Origin of the sequence: Micromonospora sp. BQ11 (genome assembly GCF_052068135.1) — a bacterium.
Taxonomy (GTDB): domain Bacteria; phylum Actinomycetota; class Actinomycetes; order Mycobacteriales; family Micromonosporaceae; genus Micromonospora.
Window position 1 is genome coordinate 370840 of record NZ_JBQHDB010000002.1, and the last position, 17760, is coordinate 388599.

The following is a 17760-nucleotide window of genomic DNA, read 5'->3' on the forward strand; positions in this document are numbered from 1 at the left end:
GTATCGAGTCGGATCACCCGTCTCCCGCTTCGACGGTGGCCGGCCGGCGGCCGACCCGGGCCGACCGTACCAAGCGGACCGTCACCACGATGACCACCAGCGTCATCATCGGCGCGCCGGCGGTCTTCGAGTACCGGGCCAGGCCCGTTCCGTCCGGCAGCAGCAGGAACGAGGAGAGCAGCGTGACCACCGCGAACCAGCCGGTGCGCCGCGCGGTGGCCGCGAGCACGGCGAGCGGCCACATCCAGTACCAGGGGTGAAACAGCGGGGCCAGCGCCACCGTGGCGGTCAGCGCCAGGGCCGCGTGCCACAGCGGCTCACGGGTCCGCGCCCGCCACCAGAGCCACACCAGCACCAGGGCGAGCACCCCCATGCCGATGCCCCGGGTGACCGGGAGGGCGTCCACGTGCCAGCCGAACGGCAGCGCCAGGTACCCGACGGTCTGCCCGACCGCGGTCGGCGGTGACGTCCACGCGATCACGTCGCCGCCCCGGGCGAGGCCACTGATCCAGCCGAAGTCCAGCCCCGCGCCGAAGGTCGTACCGGCCACGGCCGCGAGCGCGCCGCCGGCCACCCACCCGCCGTCACGCACCAGCGCCCGCACCGAGTACGCCCCGACGATCGCGGCGAGGGCCGCGAACGGCACCACCACCAGCGCGGTCGCCTTGAGCGCCCCGGCCAGGCCGAGGACCACACCGGCGGCCACCAGCGGACCCGGGCGGCCCGGGCGGGACGCCACCAGGGCCAGCCCGGCCACCAGCAGCCCGACCATCAGCGCGTCGTTGTGCGCGCCGGAGACCAGGTGCACCCCGACCAGCGGGGAGCCCAGCGCCAGCCAGAGCGCCCGCCCGGCGGGTACGCCGCAGCGGCGGGCCAGCACCGGCAGGCAGGCCGCCGCCAGCCCCAGCCCGGCCAGGGCGAACAGCCGGAACAGCACGATGCTGCCGACCAGCGACCCGGTGACCTTCACCACCGCGCCGGCGAGAAGCACGAAGAGCGGCCCGTACGGCGCCGGGGTGTCCCGCCAGATCGGCGACACCGTCTCCAGCCACGGGCAGGGCAGCGTCGACACCCCCTGCTCGTACGGGCTGAACCCGGCGGCGTAGGTGGCGCCCTGGCACGCGTACGCGTAGACGTCCCGGCTGCCCAGCGGCGGCGCGACCAGCAGCGGGACCAGCCAGAGCCCGACGGTGACCAGCGCCCAGCGCGCGGACGGCACCCGGTCGCGCAGCGTCCACCACGCGTAGCTCATCAGGCCGAGGCCGACGAACCAGATCGCGATCAGCAGCGGCCCGTTCGGGCCCAGCCAGATGCTCAGCGGGTTCACCTTGTGGGGCGACGAGGGCAGAGCGCCACCGACGAAGGCCGCGACGGCGAGGAGGGTCGATCCGGCCAGGCCGGTCCAGCGCGCGAGGTGGAGAGGCACGGGAGGACATGCTGCCAGTACGGTGGTCGCGGTACGGAGGTGGGCATGCGGCACGGTCGGGTGGTGGCGGTGGCCGCGGGTTTCGCCGCGGTGCTGGGAGCGGCGTACCTGATGCTCCCCCCGACGGGCTCGGACCTCGCCGCCCAGGTCGCCCGGGCCGACTTCTTCGCCGCCCACGGCCCCGCTCCGGTGGACCTGCGCTGGTACGGCGGAGTGCAGCAGTTCGGCTACAGCCTGCTGTCCCAGCCGTTGATGGCGGCGCTCGGTGTGCGGGTCGTCGGGGCGCTGGCACTGGTGGCGGCGGCCACCGCGTTCACCGCCCTGCTGGTACGTACGCGGGTGCCCCGCCCGCTGCTCGGCGGCCTCGTCGGGGTGGTCACGATCGCCGGCAACCTGGTCTCCGGCCGCGTCACGTACGGCCTCGGGGTGGCCTTCGGGCTGGCCGCCCTCCTCGCGCTCACCCTGCCCTCCCGGGTGGCGACGGGCGGCCGGCGCCGGCCGCCGGCCCGGCTGGTGCTGGCGGCACTCGGCGCCCTGCTCGCCTCGGCCACCAGCCCCGTCGCCGGGCTCTTCGTCGGGCTGGCCGGCGCGGCCCTGCTGCTGTCCCGCCGGTACGCCGACGGCCTGACCCTCGGTGTCGCGGCGGCGCTGCCGCTCGGCGTCACCGCGCTGCTGTTCGGCGACGGTGGGTGGATGAACATCAGCCGCACCGACACGTTGCGCGCGGTGGTGGCCAGCCTGCTGGTGGCGGCGCTGGTGGCGTACCGGCCGGTGCGGGTGGGTGCGCTGCTGTCGGCCGGTGGGGTGCTGGCGGCGGCGTTGGTGCACACCCCGGTCGGCCTGAACGCGACCCGCCTGGCGGTGATGTTCACGTTGCCGCTGCTCGCCGCCGCCGCCCGCCTGCCGGCCGGCGCTGCTCGCCCGCCGGCCGGCGCTGCTCGCCCGCCGGCCGGCGCCGGCGCGGCGTTAAGAAGGGGCCCTTCCTCTACCTCAGGCGTTAAGCGGGGGCCCTTCCTTGCGCTTGGCGCGTTGCTGGTGGGGGTCGCGTGGTGGTTGCCGCCGGTGCCGCCGGCGGACCTGCGCAGCGTCGGCGACCCGACCAACCGACCGGCCTACTTCGCGCCGCTGCGGGACTTCCTCGCCGGGCAGCGGCTCACCGGCCGGGTGGAGGTCACGCCGACGCGGAACTACACCGAGGCCGCCGCGCTGGGCGAGGTGCCGCTGGCGCGGGGCTGGCTGCGGCAGGCCGACATCGACCGGAACCCGCTGTTCTTCACCACCGTTCCGGGGGCGGCCGGTACGGGTGTCCCGCTGACCGCCGACACGTACCGGACGTGGCTGGCCGACAACGCGGTGCAGTTCGTCGCGGTGCCGGACGCCCCGCTGTCGTGGGTGGGCCGGGCCGAGGCGGAGCTGGTCCGCGGCGGTCTGCCGTACCTGACGCCGGTCTGGTCCGACCCGCGCTGGCAGGTGTGGGCGGTGACCGACCCGACGCCGGTCGTCGGCGCTCCCGGCGAGCTGGTCCGGTCGGACGGGGCGTCGGTGACCTTCCGCGCGCCGCGGGCCGGCACGGTGCCGGTCCGGGTACGGCACAGCCGGTGGCTGCGCGCGTCCGGCGGGGCGACGGTCGCCGCCGACGGCGCCTGGACGACGGTCACCGTGCCGGGCCCCGGGGAGTACCGCCTCGACAGCTGATGTTGCCACTTCGGCAACGTCGCTTGCCGGTGGTCCTACGGGCCCGCCACCGTGGTCGACGGGCCGACCGGCCGCCGAGCACCGCAGGAGGAACCGTGCACCACAGCGACGACACCACCGAGACCGCCCGGTTCTGGGACGACCTCTACGGACAGCGCGAACGGGTCTGGAGCGGGCGGGCCAACCCGCACCTGGTCGACGTCGTCGGTCCGCTGCCCGCCGGCACCGCCCTGGACCTCGGCTGCGGCGAGGGCGGCGACGCGATCTGGCTGGCCGGGCGGGGCTGGCAGGTCACCGCCGTGGACGTCTCGGCCGTCGCCCTCGACCGGGCCCGGGCCGTCGCGGCGGACGCGGGGGTGGACTCGCGCATCGAGTTCCACCGGCACGACCTCAGCCGCGGCTTCCCGACCGGCACGTACGACCTGGTGTCGGCACAGTTCCTCCAGTCGCCGCTGGACTTCCCGCGCCTGGACGTGCTCCGCGCGGCGGCGCGGGCGGTGGCACCCGGGGGCCGGCTCCTCGTGGTCGAGCACGGCGCGCTGCCGCCCTGGGCCAACGCGGAACACCACCGCGACGCCCGCTTCTTCACCCCGCAGGAGACCCTCGACGGCCTGGACCTGGAGCCCGGCGAGTGGGAGACCGAGCGACTCGAGACGCCGCGCCGGACCGCCACCGGCCCGGACGGCCAGACCGGCGAACTGGTCGACCACCTGGTGCTGGTCCGGCGCCGGTAGCCCCGGCCGCGCGGCTCCGCGTCGGCGGCGGTCAGCCCTCCAGCACCCGTTCCGTCGCCGCCCGGGAGCGGCGGCCGGTCCGCAGGTACTCGTCGAGGAACTCCCCGGGGTCGTCCCGTCCGAGGAGCCGGACCACGCCGGCCAGTTCCACGCCGTGCCGGGGCAACTGGTCGCCGGCCCGGCCGCGGACCAGCATCAGCGCGTTGCGGACCTGCGCGGCCAGCGTCCAGCCGGCCGCCATCTCCACGGCGTCCGCCGGGTCGACCAGGCCCGCGTCCCGGGCGGCGGTGAGGGCGTCGAGGGTACGCGTGCCGCGCAGCTCCGGGTATGCGCCGGCATGCCGGAGCTGGAGCATCTGGACCGCCCACTCGACGTCGGCCAGGCCGCCCCGCCCGAGCTTGGTGTGGGTGGCCGGGTCCGCGCCGCGGGGCAGCCGCTCGGTCTCCACCCGCGCCTTGATCCGCCGGATCTCGACCACCTGCTCGCGGGTCAGCCCGTCGGCCGGGTACCGGACCGGGTCGACCAGCGCCACGAACTCCGCACCGAGGTCGGCGTCACCGCACACGAACCGCGCCCGCAGCAGCGCCTGCGCCTCCCACACGCGGGACCAGCGGGCGTAGTACTGGGCGTACGCGGCGAGGCTGCGCACCAGTGGGCCCTGCCGACCCTCCGGCCGCAGGTCGGCGTCAACGCCCAGCGGCGGGTCGGGGGCCGGCATGCCGAGCAACCGGCGCAGCTCCTCGGCGATGCCCCGGGCGGTGGCGCTGGCCGCGCTCTCCTGGGCACCCTCCGGCGGGTCGTACACGAAGAGCACGTCGGCGTCGGACAGGTAGTTCGACTCGTACCCGCCGAGGCGGCCCATGCCGATGACGGCGAACCGCAGGCCGGGCATCGCCGGCTGCGTCGCCCGGGCGGCCCGGAGGGCGGCGGCCAGGGTGGCGTCGGTGACGTCGGCCAGGGCGACGCCCACCGCGGTCACGTCGGCGAGGCCGAGGGCGGCCCGCCCGTCGGCCCGGGGCAGCGACGGTGCCAGCGAACCGGCGCGGCTGAGCAGGTCGGCGCAGGCGAGCCGGACCAGCTCCCGGCGGCGCAGCGCGCGAACGGCCCGGGTCGCCTCGACCGGGTCGGCGTGCCGGGCCGCCGCCGCGGCGAAGCCCTCGCAGAGCACCTCCCGGGGACGGGGCGTCAGCTCGGTCTCCTCGGCCAGCAGGCGCAGCGCCTCGGGCTCCCGGGCCAGCAGGTCGGCGGCGTACCGGGAGGAGGAGAGCACCCGGGCCAGCCGGCGGGCGACCGGGCCCTCGTCGCGCAGTAGGCGCAGGTACCAGGGGGTGCTGCCCAGCTTGTCGGAGACCTGGCGGTAGTTGAGCAGCCCCCGGTCCGGCTCCGGCGCGTCGGCGAACTCGCTGAGCAGCACCGGCAGCAGCGTGCGCTGGATCGCCGCGGTGCGGCTCACCCCGCCGGTGAGGGCCTGGAGGTGCCGCAGCGCCCCGACCGGGTCGGCGAAGCCGAGGATCTCCAGCCGGTGCCGTGCCGCCTCGGGGGTCAGCCGCAGCCCGTCGGCGGGTACCCGGGCCACCGACTCCAGCAGCGGCCGGTAGAGGAGCTTGGCGTGCAGCCGGCGTACCTCGGTGGCGTGGGTGACCCACTCGGCGCGGAACGCCTCGACGGCGCTGCGCCCCGGCGAGGCCGTGTAACCGAGCGCGCCGGCCAGCCACCGCAGCGCGGTCGGCTCGGTGGGCACCGTGTGGGTGCGGCGCAGGCCCTGGAGCTGGAGGCGGTGCTCGACGCCGCGCAGGAAGCGGTAGCCGCGCAGGAGCGCCTCACCGTCGGCCCGACCGACGTAGCCGCCGGCGACCAGCGCGCGCAGCGCCGGGATGGTGCCGGGCACCCGCAGCGACTCGTCGCCCCGGCCGTGCACGAGTTGCAGCAGTTGCACCGCGAACTCGATGTCGCGCAGGCCGCCGGAGCCGCGCTTGATCTCCCGTTCCTGCTCCTTCGGCGGGATGTTGTCGATGATCTTGCGCCGCATCGCGCGGACGTCCTCGACCGCCTCGGGACGCTCGGCGGCCCGCCAGACCAGGGGGGCGAGCTGGTCGATCCACTCCTGGCCCAGGTCCAGGTCACCGGCGGCCGGCCGGGCCTTGAGCAGCGCCTGGAACTCCCAGGTGCGGGCCCAGCGCCGGTAGTAGGCCAGGTGGCTGGCGAGCGTCCGTACCAGCGGGCCCCGGTTGCCCTCCGGGCGCAGCGCGGCGTCGACCGGCCAGGCGACCAACCCGCAGATGTGGATCAGCCGGGTCGCGACGGTGGTGGCCGCCGCGAGGTCCTCGTCGGACGCGCCGACGAAGATGACGTCGACGTCGGAGACGTAGTTCAGCTCGTCCCCGCCGCACTTGCCCATCGCCACCACCGCCAGGCGCGGCCGGGGCGTGCCCTCGGGCAGCTCGTCGAGGGCGATGTCGTACGCCGCCGCCAGGGTGGCGTCGGCCAGCGCGGACAGCGCCGCCATGATCTGCTCCAGACCCCGGCCGCCGGTCAGGTCGGCCGCCGCGATCCGCAGCAGCGCCAGCCGGTACGCCCGCCGCAGCACCGCCACCGCCGGGCCCTCGCCGGACAGGTCGAGCCGCCCGTCGGCGGCCGGCGCCAGCCCGTCCGACGCGGTCCGCAGCGCCGGCCACTGGTCCGGGTTGGCCACCAGGTGGTCGCCGAGCGCCGACGACGCGCCGAGCACCGCGAGCAGCCGGCGGCGCAGCCCGGGGTCGTCGTGCAGGGCTTCCAGCAGCGCCCGGCCACCGTTCGCGTCGGCCCGGCGTTCCGCCTCGACGATCCGGTGCAGCTGGCGCAGCGCCAGGTCGGGGTCGGCGGCCCGGGACAGCGAGGACAGCAGCTCCCCGGCCCGCTCGTCGGTGGGCTCCTGTTCGTCCGGCCGCCAGAGGCCCAGCCCGTCCGGGCCGAGCAGGTCGGCCGCGCGGGAACCGCCGTCGCCGTCCGCGCCGCCGAAGCCGTACCGGGCGAGCCTGCCGGGCGCCCTGGTCGGTCGGCTCATCAGTGCCCGAGCAGGGGCAGGCTGCGGCGGGTGGCGTCGTCGTCCAGCTCGCCGAGGGCCAGCGCGGCGAACCGGGCGGCGAACGGCTGCCAGACCTCCTCGACGTCGACCATGACCGCGTCGCAGGCGGCCACCACCAGCTCCGGGTCGTAGCCCAGCTCGGCCAGCAGCTCGGAGCCGCTGGCCCAGTCGGCGATCATCGCGGTGTCGCACTCGATGTGGAACTGGAGGCCCCACGCGCGGTCGCCGAGGCGGAAGGCCTGGTGCGGGTAGCGGGTCGAGGCGGCCAGCAGGGTGGCACCGGCGGGCAGCTCGGTGATCTCGTCGGAGTGCCACTGGAGCACGTCCGGTATCAGCGGTACGTAGCGGAACAGCGGGTCCCGCTCGGCGGCGTCGCGCCGGCCCACCACGCCGGGGCCCACCTCGGGCCCGGACGGGCTGCGCTCGACGGTCCCCGCGTGCGCGGTGGCCAGCAGCTGCGCACCGAGGCAGATCGCGAGGGTGGGGACCCGGTGCCGGACGGCCTTGCGGAGCAGCCCCTCCAGAGCCGGGAACCAGGGCGCGTCGGGCGACCCGTCGGCCCGCGGGTACGCCTGCTGGTCCCCACCGAGCACCACCAGCGCCGACCAGCCCTCCAGGTCGGCGGGCAGCTCGTCCCCGGCGTGCGGACGCACCACCCACAGGTCCAGGCCGGCCTCGGTCAGCCACTCCCCCAGCCGGCGCAGGTCGTCGGTCGGGTCGTTCTCGATCACCAACGCGGTTGCCACGACGTCGAGGCTATCGCCTACCCGCGTACCGGGGCTGACTAGGCTCGTCGGCTGTGATCACCGACGAGGTCCTCCGCCCGCCAGCGCTGCGCCCCGGCGACACGGTGATGCTGGTGTCGCCGTCCGGGCCGACCAACCCGGAGCGGGTGGCCCGGGGCGTGGAGCTGCTGACCGGCTGGGGCCTGCGGCCGGCGCCCGCCCCGCACGCGTACGCCCGCCAGGGCTACCTGGCCGGCGCGGACGAGCTGCGCGCTGCCGACCTCAACGCCGCCTTCGCCGACCCGGACGTACGCGGGGTGATCTGCACCCGGGGCGGCTACGGGGCGCAGCGGGTGGTGGACGCGATCGACATGTCGGCCGTCCGGCGGGACCCGAAGGTGGTGGCCGGCTTCTCGGACATCACCGCCCTCCAGTTCGCGCTGTGGCGGGGTGCTCGGCTCGCCACCGTGCACGGACCGGGTGCCGCCTGGCGGGACGAGCGGACCCCACTGGACTCGGCGGAGTCGCTGCACCGCGTCCTGACCGTCGCCGAGCCGGTGACCGTCGCCGCCGTGGCCGGGCAGGAGACCTCGGCCGTACGCGTGCCGGGGCGGGCGGAGGGCCGGCTCCTCGGCGGCAACCTGTGCCTGGTGGTGGCCTCGCTGGGCACCCCGGACATGCCCGACCTCACCGGGGCGGTGCTGCTCGTCGAGGACGTGCAGGAGCCGCCGTACAAGGTGGACCGGATGCTCACCCAGCTGCGCCGGGCCGGTGTGCTGGACGGACTGGCCGGGGTGGCGGTCGGCCAGTTCACCGGCTGCGCCGACGGCTGGGCGGTGGACGTGGCCGACGTGCTCACCGACCGGCTGGGCGACCTGGGCGTACCGGTGCTGGGCGGGCTGCCGATCGGCCACGGCCCCGGCCAGCTCACCGTGCCGGTGGGCACCGGGGCCGTCCTGGACGCCGACGCCGGCACCCTCACGGTCTCCCCCGCCGTCCGCTGACCGCCCGCACCGGGCCGCGCTGGGCGGCGACGTTGTTTAGGGCTAAACTCATCGGCGTGACGGACGACCGGAGGACCCCGTCGAGCGGCGAGGTCTACGCCGCGCTGGTGCGCGTGGCGCACTGCGTCGCCCAGGAGGGCGCCCAGGAGCTGCGCGCGTACGGGCTCACCCCGGCGCAGTACCAGGTGCTGGTCGCCGCACACCAGCGGGCGGGGGTGACCCAGCAGGCACTCGTCGAGCGGCTGGGGGTCACCAAGGGCGCGGTCAGCCAACTGGTCGCCCGCCTGGACGACGCCGGTCTGCTACGGCGGGTCCCGGTCGGCGCGAGCAACGAGTTGACCCTCACCGAGCAGGGGCGCGCGCTGGTGACGCGTCTCATCCCGGCGCACCGGGCCTTCCTCGATCGCCGCTTCGCCGGCCTCGCCCCCCACGAGCGCGCCACGCTCCTCGACCTGCTGCACCGACTGACGCCCGGCTGCTGAGACCCCCGTCCGACCCGCGTGACCACACAACCCTTTGTTTAGCCCTAAACATCAGGAGGAGCCATGTCCACCCCCTCACCCCGCGTCGCCGTCGTCGTCGGCGGTACCCGCGGCATCGGCCGGGAGATCGCCCGGCACCTCGTCACCGAGGGCCACCGGGTGACGATCGTCGGCCGCACGGCGGACACCGGCACGGCCACCGCCGCCGAGATCGGCGCCACCTTCCTGCGGGCCGACGTCTCCGAACTGGCGCAGGTGCGCCGGCTCGCCGGCGAACTCACCTCCCGGCACGACGCCATCCACCACCTCGTCCAGGCCGCCGACGTCATCAAGGCCACCCGGGTCGACACCACCGACGGCTTCGAGGTCGGCTTCGCGACCAACTACCTGTCCCGCTTCCTGCTGGTCGATCTGCTGCTCGACCGGCTGCGGGCGGGCGACGCGCACATCCTGCACGTCGCGGCCGCCGGAGCCGCCGGAAGGCTGCGGCTGGCCGACGTGCCGCCGGGGCCGCGCACCGGGGCCTTCCGGGCGCACGGCGTCGGCCAGGGAGCCAACGACGTGTACGGGGTGGAACTCGCCGCCCGCCTCGCCGGCACGGGCGTCACCGTCCACGTCGCCAACCCGGGCGCGGTGGAGACGGGCATCCGGGACGAGGTGGCCCGGACACCGCTGGGCCGGCTGCTCAACCCGCTGTTCGCGCGGTTGATGACCGTACGCCAGCCGGCCGAGGTCGCCCGGACCCTGCTCGACACCGCCCGCCGGCACCCCGACGCGGTGCTGATCGGCATGAAGGGACCGGTCCCGCTCCCCCGCCGCGCCCGCGACGAGGCTCTCCGACGCACCCTGTGGACCCGCACCGCCCACCTGACCACCCCCCACCCCCAGGGTTGATCAAGAAGTTTGCGTCAGCAGAGGGCACGCCCATGACGCAAACTTCTTGATCAACGAGAGCGGGGGGCCGGGGCCGGGGGGTTAGGGGGTCAGGTGGGCCAGGGCGCCGGTTTCCAGGGCTGCCCAGACGGTGTCGTCGGGGGTCACCGTGATGCCGTGCGGCTCGCTGGACGGGGTGGGCAGGTCGTACGCGACGATGACCCCCGAGCCGTCGACGTGGCCGATCCGGTTGCCGGCCCACTCGGTGAACCAGCACCCGCCGGCCGGGTCGGCGACGATGGCGTGCGGCCGGGCCGTCCGGTCCGGCAGCGGGTACTCGTCGATCCGGCCGTCCGGGGTGATCCGCCCGACCTGACCGGCGCCGATCTCCACGAACCACACCGCGCCGTCGACCCCGGCGGTGACGCCGACCGGCGCGGCGTCCGGCGTCGGCAATGGATGCACGACCACCCGTCCGTCGTCCGGGTCGATCCGGCCGAGCGCGTTCGCGCGGTTGAGCGTGAACCACACGCCGCCGTCCGGACCGGCCGTGACCATGGACGGCATCCCCGCCTCCACCGGCACGGGGAACCACGTCACCGTCCCGTCGGTGGTGACCCGACCGATCGTGTCCGAGGTCATCCCCGCGTACCAGAGGGCACCGTCCGGACCAGCGGCGATGCCGCCGGGGCCGGTCCCCTCCGGGAGCACGACGGCGCTCTGCTCTCCGCCCGGGGTGATCCGGCCGATCCGGTCGTCGCCGGACCGCGTGTACCACAGGGCCCCGTCCGGGCCCGGCGTGATGATCAGTGGCCGGCTGCCGTCCCCCACCGGCCAGGTGCGCCGCTCGCCGTCCGCCCCGACCCGGGCGATCGCGCCGGCGTGCACCAGCGTCAGCCACAGCGCGCCGTCGGGGCCGGCCGTGACGCCGTACGGGCCGGCGTCCGCGTCGCTCACCGAGATCTCCCGGATGGTCCGTTCCGTCACGGCCGGCCGCCTTCCGTCGAAGTCCACCCGACGCCGCCGGGTCCGTCGAGCGACCACCCTCGACGGCCGGACGTCCCGACGCAACCGGTTTCGTGAAAGGAAGGGCCCCCGCTTAACGCCTGGCGTTGTACCGGGGGCCCTTCTTAACGCCCGCTCCCCCGCGCACGGAGCGAGGCTTCCGCCGCGGAGCGGGGCCCGCTCAGGCGTCGGCCGACGGTGACGCGAAGACGCCGAACCGGTTGCCGGCCGGGTCGGCGAGGTGCGTCAGGGTCAGCCCGCCCGGGGTGGTGGTCACCGGTGCCAGCACCTTTCCGCCGGCCGCCTCGACCTGCCGGCAGGTCTCTGCCACGTCGGCGACCTGGACGTAGAAGACCGCGTAGTTCGGCCCCACCCCGCCGGTCGCCCGCACTCCACCCTGGATCGATCCCTCCGGGCTCGACTCCACCGACCGGTACGGCGCCTCCGGGGTGCCCTCGTCGACGAAAGCCCAGCCGAAGACGTCGGCGTAGAACCGCTCGGTCTCCACCGGCCGGTCCGTGCCGACCTCGAACCAGGTGACCGCGTTGGTGATCGTGGACATGTGTCGCCTCCCGTTCCGCGCCGGCCGGCCGGCCGGCGTCGTCAGGAGTCAGCCTCGACCTCGTCCGCGACACCGTCCTGTCGGTGTTTACCCGAGTTCCGCGATGCTGCTCAGGCACCGTCCCGCTTCGGCAGCGAGGGCTCCATGAGGCGACGCAGCCGGCGGGCCAGGTCCGGCCGGGTGGCGTCGAGCAGCGGCACGAGCACCTCTTGCATGTCCTGCGAGTTGAACGCGTGGCCGCTACCCCGGTCGACAAGCCGGAGCTCGACCTCCGCCACGAGGAGCATCACGTCGTTGTCGTGGAACGGTAAGGACGGAATGAGGCCATCGACAAGGACGGCGAGCCGCTCGTCGACCACCGGCGGCTGGTCGAGCACCGATCGACAGCACCGCAGGACCGATCGCAGCACACCCGCGTCTGGAACCCTCCTGAAGTGCCTTTCCAGCAGGTTGACGATCACCTCCGCGCTCACCCGCGCGTCGGTGGCCAGCCGGTCGAGGAGCAGCAGCGTCACGTCACGACGCGGCACACCCCGCCACAGCTCGACTCCCGCCGTCGCCTCGGACAGGGCCAACGCTTCCTCGTACACGCGTCCGCGTTCCCGCTCCGAGAGCTCGCTGAACGGCGGCAGCAGAGCGGTCAGCAGGGTATTCGCCGCCGAACGGTACTCCTCACCGACCTGACCGAACGAGTTCACCGACGGTGGGATACGCCGCCACAGCGGTTCCAGGGCATGCGCGGTGATGTCGGCGTTCAGGCCGCACTCGAAGTTCGTCATCCGGTGCACGACGTCCGCGTCCGGGTCCGGCCACACGTCCACCCACGAGCCGCCGTCCAAGGACGTGCGCTCCGCGGTAATGCCGTACGTCCAGGAGGGATCGATTGGTGGTGGTCGCCAGTGCCCGTTGTCGAGGGACAGCCGGATCTCCCGGCGCTCCCCGGGGCCGAGCCGCTCCATCCTCAGCGCCATGACCAGGCTGCGGTACTCACCGGCGCCGAGCTGGGAGCGCCACAGCAGCGCCTGCCGGGTCCACGGCGACCGCACGTCGTCGGCCGACTCCGGGAACAGCTCCGAGCCGTGGACCTCGTCACCCACGCAGAGCACGAGCACCAGGAGGTTCGCGCTGTAGGCCGCGTGCCGGGCGGGCACCGACATGGCCGCCGGCCGGTACGACGCGAACTGCCGGGGTGCGCGCGGGGCGTCCGCCGCGCGGAAGAACTGGAGCAGCAGATCGGTCACCGCGAGCCGACGGTCCGTCGGCAGCGCCTGCATCGACTCCGCGAGGAACGCGACGATCGGCGCGCGCCCGGTGACGGTGGCGAACGAGAGCAGGGCGTGCAGCGGGTCGTCGTCGACCGAGGCGGCGCTGAGCAACGAACTCGCCGCCGCCCGGTCCGCCGTCGCACCGAGGACCAGGGCCACCGTACGCGCCACCAGGAACTCGCCGAAGGTGGCGTGCAGGAACTCGTACGTCTCGAGCCGGTGGTCGTCCCGCAGGGCCCGGGACCGGTGCACGAAGAAGAACCGGCCCAGCACGATCTCGGCGGGCCGTAACGGTGCCTGCAGGTCGGTGCCGGCCCGGGCGATGACCGGCCCGCCGGTCAGGAACGGCAGGGCGGCCAGATCGGACTCCAGGTCGTTCTCTGCGACCCACTGCACCCCCCGGTTGAACATGGCGAACGCGACGACCGCCAGCCGGCGCAGCTCGCCCTCGATCGCCCGGTCCAGTTCCCGGTCGGGTAGACCCGGCCGGTGCTTGACGACCTCACGGCGGGCGAAGCGGTGCAGCAGGCGCTCGTAGAGTTCGCCGCGACGCAGCTCACCGGCCGACCGCAGGTCGTTGCCGTCGGCGTCGTACAGGGCGAGCATCAACAGAAGGAGTGGCTGCTCGGCCAGCTCGCGGTGGGCGATCACCGCCGACGGGTCCAGTGGCGCCACGCCCAGTGCCGGGAACCGGTCGGCGTTCACCGCGTTCCACGTCGACACCCAGCTCGTCATCCGCGTCTCGTCGAAGGGCTCCAACCGCAGCGCCACCGTGCCCGGCGGCGGCTTGGCCCGGTCGGCGACGCTGGTCCGGGTCGTCACCAGCACGGCCACCGGCCGACCCTGCGCCGCCTCCCGCCGCTGGAACGCCGCCACCTTGAGCAGGTAGTCCGTCTGGGTGACACCGGTCGCCTGGAGCAGTTCGTCGAATCCGTCGAGCAGGACGACAGGGAGCGCGTCGCCGGCCGAGCGCGCCAGCGCCGGCCACTCCAGTCGCTCGCCCGTCTTCGCGCGGATCGCCTGCTCGATCTGGTCCTGCAGGTCCGCTCCGGTCTGCACCTCGCGCAGCACCACCCGGACCACGAGGAAGTCGGCAGCCGGCAGGTGCGCGGCCAGTACCCGGGTGAGGACGGACTTGCCCGAGCCGGGCTGGCCCAGCACCAGCAGCGGCGCACGGGTGGCGCCCGGCGAGGTGACGTGACCGGTCAGGAAGTCGGTCAGGTCGGCGCGGACCTCCCGGTCCGCCCACCAGGACTCGTCGCTGGGTCGGGCATCGCCGTCGAGGGCCGCCACGCGACACAGGGGCGGCACGTACCCGGTGCCGAGGGTGGGCACCCGCAGTCCGGCGGGAACGTCGCCCGAGGAGATGATCGGCCCGGTCAGCTCGTCCGCGTACGCTCGGGCGAGCGCGGCCCGGCGCTCGTCGGGAACCCGACCGGTCGACAGGTCCTCCAACGCGTGGCGCAGCTCCACCAGCCCGGTCGCGACCGTCCGCACCTCCGCGCGGGTGGCCTCGTGCGCGTGCAGACCCGCCCAGAAGGAGACCTCCGGGAACTGGACCGCGAGCTGGGTCAGCAGGTCGTGGTGCCGGTCGACGGCGAGTTCCGTCAGCTTGTCGACCCGTTCGCGGAACACCGCCTGCCGCTGCGCCCCGAGCCGCTCCCAGGCGCTCAACCCGGTGACGAACCGCAGCAGATGGCCGGTCATGACGCGGTAGTAGCTGCCCAGCGCGCCACGCAGCTCCGGGTAGGGCAGGTGCGGGTTGAGCCCCGGAGCCGAGGTGGCGAAGAGGGCGTGGGTCAGCGCGGAGGGATCGACGACAGCCGCACCGCCCAGGAACAGCTGCTCGGGCTTCTCCGCCCGCAGCTCGTCGACGTCGAACGGAAAGTCGATCCCGTCGAGTGCCTCGAAGAAGGCCGTCACGGCGATCACCGCGTGCGCCGCCTCCAGCCGTTGCGTGCGCCCGTACCGGGACAGGCCCGACCGCTTCTCGCTGACGGTGCGCACGAGGTCGTGGCCGAGCCGGACGAACTCCGCCTTGGCGTCGAAGAGGCCGAGCAGCGCCGGCACCGGCACCGAGGCGGCCAGCAGGGCTCCCCCGGTCAGCTTGTCGAACCAGTCGACGAACCTGCTCTTCTCCCCGCCCAACAGGCGTACCGCGTCGGCGTAGCTGAGCGTGTCGGGCACGCATTCCTCCCCGGGAACGGCAGACCGTCCAGGATCCCGGATCGGAGAGGGCCGCGCTGTCGGGTTTCAGACCAGGCTGAGCGGGCGGATCCGCTCGTGCGGGATGTCCACGTCCTCGGGACGCAGCTCGCGCCGCACCTCCTCGGCCAGCGGCACCACGCCGAGGATCCGGTCGGTGCGGAAGCAGCGCAGCTCGTCGCGCAGCCGGCACCAGGCCAGCAGGTACCAGTACCGGGCGTTGCCGAGGTAACCCAGCGGCTCGACCTCCCGCAGCGACGAGGAGCCGGTGCGGTCGGCGTACGACAGCCGGAGCACGCGCCGCGCGGACACCGCGTCGGCGACGACGGCCGGGACGGGTGTCACCGGCCCGTCGCCGACCAGGTGCACGCGACCGGCGAGGCGGTGCGCCTCGGCGGCGTCGGCGGCCGCCATCACCGCGAGCAGCTTGCGCAGCGCGGTGCCGGCCGCGGCGGCGAACGGGGTGCCGCGCAGCCGGTGCAGGGCGACGGCCATCGCCACGGCCTCGGCGGCGGTCAGGTTGACCGGCGGCAGGGTGCGGGCGCGGTCCACCACGTAGCCGCCGCTGCGGCCGGGCTCGGCCCAGATCGGCACGCCGGAGCCCTGCAACGCGGCGATGTCCCGTTCGATGGTGCGGGCACTGACCTCGAAGTGCCCGGCCAGCCAGCGGGCACTGCGCGGCCGTGGCGACACGGCGCGCAGCTCCTCCACCAGGGCGTACAGCCGATCCGTACGATTCACACCCCGGACGCTAGCCCCCGGGTACGACGGAACACCTCAGGCGATGCAGGCGCAGACGATCAGGGCCGCCCCGAAGTGGGTGGCGGCGCTGACCCGGGCCGCCGGGTGCGGCTCCTCCGAGCAGATGACCTCGCCGAGCTTGCCGGGGGTCAGCAGGTCCAGGACGAAGAAGGCCAGCGCCATGATGAGCAGGCCGACCAACCCGAAGATCACTGTGGACGCGAGGCCCTTGCCGAAGTCGCTGTAGCTGGTCAGGATCGCGGTGAACACGATCCCGGCGATGCCGAGCTGGTTGGCGGCCAGCAGCAGCGCGGCGTTGCCGTTGCGCCGCACCCAGATGAGCTCCCGCAGCCGTCCCGGCGTCAGCAGGTCGACCAGCAGGAACCCCGCCGCCATCAGGCCCACCCCGACGACGCCGAACACGACGCTCTGCCATGCTCCGCTGAACAGGTCCTCCAGCACCGAACGCCTCCCGGGCTCCACCGCCCGGCGGGGTGCCGGCGGTGATCGAGACGATAGCGGTCCCGCGCCGGCTCGGGGATCCTCCGATCAGAGCGACAGGTAACGCTGCCGCTCGTACGGGGTGACCTCGCGGCGGTACTGCTCCCACTCGGCCCGCTTGTTGCGCAGGAAGAAGTCGAAGACGTGCTCGCCGAGCACCTCGGCGACCAGCTCCGAGCCGGCCATCACGTCGATCGCCTCGGACAGGTTCTCCGGCAGCGGCTCGTACCCCATCGCCCGGCGCTCGGCGCTGGTCAGCGCCCACACGTCGTCCTCGGCGCCCGGCGGCAGCTCGTACCCCTCCTCGATGCCCTTCAGGCCGGCGCCGAGCAGCACCGCGAAGGCCAGGTACGGGTTGGCGGCCGAGTCGGGCGAGCGGACCTCGACCCGGGCCGAGTTCGGCTTGCCGTACGCGGGCACCCGCACCAGCGCCGACCGGTTCAGGTGACCCCAGCAGACGTACGCGGGGCTCTCGGTGACCCGGTCCGGCAGGTGCTGCGGGAAGAGACGCTTGTAGGAGTTGACCCACTGGTTGGTGACGGCGGTGTACTCCCGGGCGTGTACCAGCAGACCGGCGATGAACGCACGGGCCACCTTCGACAGCTTCATCGGGTCACCGGCGTCGTGGAACGCGTTGCGCTCGCCCTCGAACAGCGACAGGTGGGTGTGCATGCCGCTGCCCGGCTGGTCGGTGAAGGGCTTCGGCATGAAGGTGGCCTGCACACCGGTGGAGAGCGCGACCTCCTTGATCACGTGCCGGAAGGTCATGATGTTGTCGGCGGTGGTCAGCGCGTCGGCGTACCGCAGGTCGATCTCCTGCTGGCCCGGAGCGACCTCGTGGTGGCTGAACTCGACCGAGATGCCGATCCGCTCCAACGCCAGGACAGCCTGGCGGCGGAAGTCCCGGGCGACCGCGTGCGTGGTGTGCTCGAAGTAGCCTCCGGTGTCCACCGGGACCGGCACCGAGCCGTCCATCGGGCCGTTCTCCAGCAGGAAGAACTCGATCTCCGGGTGGGTGTAGAAGGTGAAGCCCTTCTCGGCGGCCTTCGACAGCGCCCGGCGCAGCACGTGGCGCGGGTCGGCCCAGGACGGTCCGCCGTCGGGGAGCAGGACGTCGCAGAACATCCGGGCGCTCTCGCCGCTGACCCCGCCCTCGAACGGGAAGACCTGGAAGGTGGTCGGATCGGGCATGGCCACCATGTCCGACTCGAAGACCCGCGCGAAGCCCTCGATCGCCGAGCCGTCGAAGCCGATGCCCTCCTCGAAGGCCGCCTCCAGCTCCGCAGGGGCCACCGACACGCTCTTGAGCGTGCCCAGCACGTCGGTGAACCAGAGCCGGACGAACCGGATGTCCCGCTCTTCCAGCGTACGGAGGACGAACTCCTGCTGACGGTCCACTTCCACTCCTCGCGACACCTTGTCCGCCTTGGTCCGGTTCCCCGGCCTGACCGACCAGTTTCCACCGGCCCGGTTACGCC

At 74.4% G+C, this 17760-nt stretch carries 14 protein-coding genes; 5 read left to right on the forward strand and 9 right to left on the reverse strand.

Going from position 1 to position 17760, the window contains the following annotated elements:
- Window positions 1–13 precede the first annotated feature (13 nt).
- A complete protein-coding gene (gene mptB / locus ACTMSW_RS05660; RefSeq protein WP_441179357.1) occupies window positions 14–1426 on the reverse strand; it encodes a polyprenol phosphomannose-dependent alpha 1,6 mannosyltransferase MptB in 1413 nt (470 codons plus the stop codon).
- A 45-nt stretch (window positions 1427–1471) separates the two neighbouring features.
- Between mptB and ACTMSW_RS05665 the strand changes: the two genes are divergently transcribed.
- Entirely contained in the window at window positions 1472–3121 is a 1650-nt protein-coding gene (locus ACTMSW_RS05665; RefSeq protein ID WP_441179358.1) for a hypothetical protein, read from the forward strand.
- A 95-nt stretch (window positions 3122–3216) separates the two neighbouring features.
- On the forward strand, window positions 3217–3855 hold the full coding sequence (locus tag ACTMSW_RS05670) for a class I SAM-dependent methyltransferase (RefSeq protein ID WP_441179359.1): 639 nt from the start codon (window positions 3217–3219) through the stop codon (window positions 3853–3855).
- Between the two features lie 31 nt (window positions 3856–3886).
- Here the strand turns inward: ACTMSW_RS05670 and ACTMSW_RS05675 are convergent, their stop codons facing one another.
- Together ACTMSW_RS05675 and ACTMSW_RS05680 are read right to left on the reverse strand one after the other, a co-directional pair.
- Window positions 3887–6898 (reverse strand): bifunctional [glutamine synthetase] adenylyltransferase/[glutamine synthetase]-adenylyl-L-tyrosine phosphorylase, encoded by a 3012-nt coding sequence (locus ACTMSW_RS05675; protein ID WP_441179360.1) that lies wholly within the window; start codon window positions 6896–6898, stop codon window positions 3887–3889.
- Complete coding sequence (locus tag ACTMSW_RS05680; protein WP_441179361.1) at window positions 6898–7665, reverse strand: type 1 glutamine amidotransferase; 768 nt, start codon at window positions 7663–7665, stop codon at window positions 6898–6900. The genes ACTMSW_RS05675 and ACTMSW_RS05680 overlap by 1 nt, the downstream gene beginning before the upstream one ends.
- A gap of 53 nt (window positions 7666–7718) precedes the next feature.
- Here ACTMSW_RS05680 and ACTMSW_RS05685 point away from each other — a divergent pair, with 53 nt between their 5' ends.
- The 3 genes from ACTMSW_RS05685 (at window position 7719) to ACTMSW_RS05695 (ending at window position 10024) form a co-directional block, all read left to right on the forward strand.
- Window positions 7719–8648 carry a S66 peptidase family protein gene (locus tag ACTMSW_RS05685; RefSeq protein WP_441179362.1) on the forward strand — a complete coding sequence of 310 codons (930 nt, stop codon included), beginning with the start codon at window positions 7719–7721 and terminating at the stop codon, window positions 8646–8648.
- A 56-nt stretch (window positions 8649–8704) separates the two neighbouring features.
- Complete coding sequence (locus tag ACTMSW_RS05690; protein ID WP_441179363.1) at window positions 8705–9130, forward strand: MarR family winged helix-turn-helix transcriptional regulator; 426 nt, start codon at window positions 8705–8707, stop codon at window positions 9128–9130.
- A gap of 63 nt (window positions 9131–9193) precedes the next feature.
- Window positions 9194–10024 carry an SDR family NAD(P)-dependent oxidoreductase gene (locus ACTMSW_RS05695; RefSeq protein WP_441179364.1) on the forward strand — a complete coding sequence of 277 codons (831 nt, stop codon included), beginning with the start codon at window positions 9194–9196 and terminating at the stop codon, window positions 10022–10024.
- Between the two features lie 81 nt (window positions 10025–10105).
- Here ACTMSW_RS05695 and ACTMSW_RS05700 read toward each other — a convergent pair whose 3' ends face one another.
- The 6 genes from ACTMSW_RS05700 to ACTMSW_RS05725 form a co-directional block, all read right to left on the reverse strand.
- Window positions 10106–10990 carry a Vgb family protein gene (locus ACTMSW_RS05700; protein WP_441179365.1) on the reverse strand — a complete coding sequence of 295 codons (885 nt, stop codon included), beginning with the start codon at window positions 10988–10990 and terminating at the stop codon, window positions 10106–10108.
- Window positions 10991–11189: 199 nt separating this feature from the next.
- Window positions 11190–11570: a VOC family protein gene (locus ACTMSW_RS05705; RefSeq protein ID WP_441179366.1), complete on the reverse strand. Its 381-nt coding sequence runs from the start codon at window positions 11568–11570 to the stop codon at window positions 11190–11192.
- 110 nt (window positions 11571–11680) lie between these two features.
- Window positions 11681–15022: an NACHT domain-containing protein gene (locus ACTMSW_RS05710; RefSeq protein WP_441179367.1), complete on the reverse strand. Its 3342-nt coding sequence runs from the start codon at window positions 15020–15022 to the stop codon at window positions 11681–11683.
- A 66-nt stretch (window positions 15023–15088) separates the two neighbouring features.
- The gene (locus tag ACTMSW_RS05715) at window positions 15089–15781 is read right to left on the reverse strand and encodes a helix-turn-helix transcriptional regulator (protein WP_441179368.1); all 693 of its coding nucleotides are present in this window, start codon (window positions 15779–15781) and stop codon (window positions 15089–15091) included.
- A gap of 36 nt (window positions 15782–15817) precedes the next feature.
- Entirely contained in the window at window positions 15818–16243 is a 426-nt protein-coding gene (locus tag ACTMSW_RS05720) for a DUF350 domain-containing protein (RefSeq protein ID WP_441179369.1), read from the reverse strand.
- Between the two features lie 87 nt (window positions 16244–16330).
- On the reverse strand, window positions 16331–17680 hold the full coding sequence (locus ACTMSW_RS05725; protein ID WP_441179370.1) for a glutamine synthetase family protein: 1350 nt from the start codon (window positions 17678–17680) through the stop codon (window positions 16331–16333).
- Window positions 17681–17760: the final 80 nt, after the last annotated feature.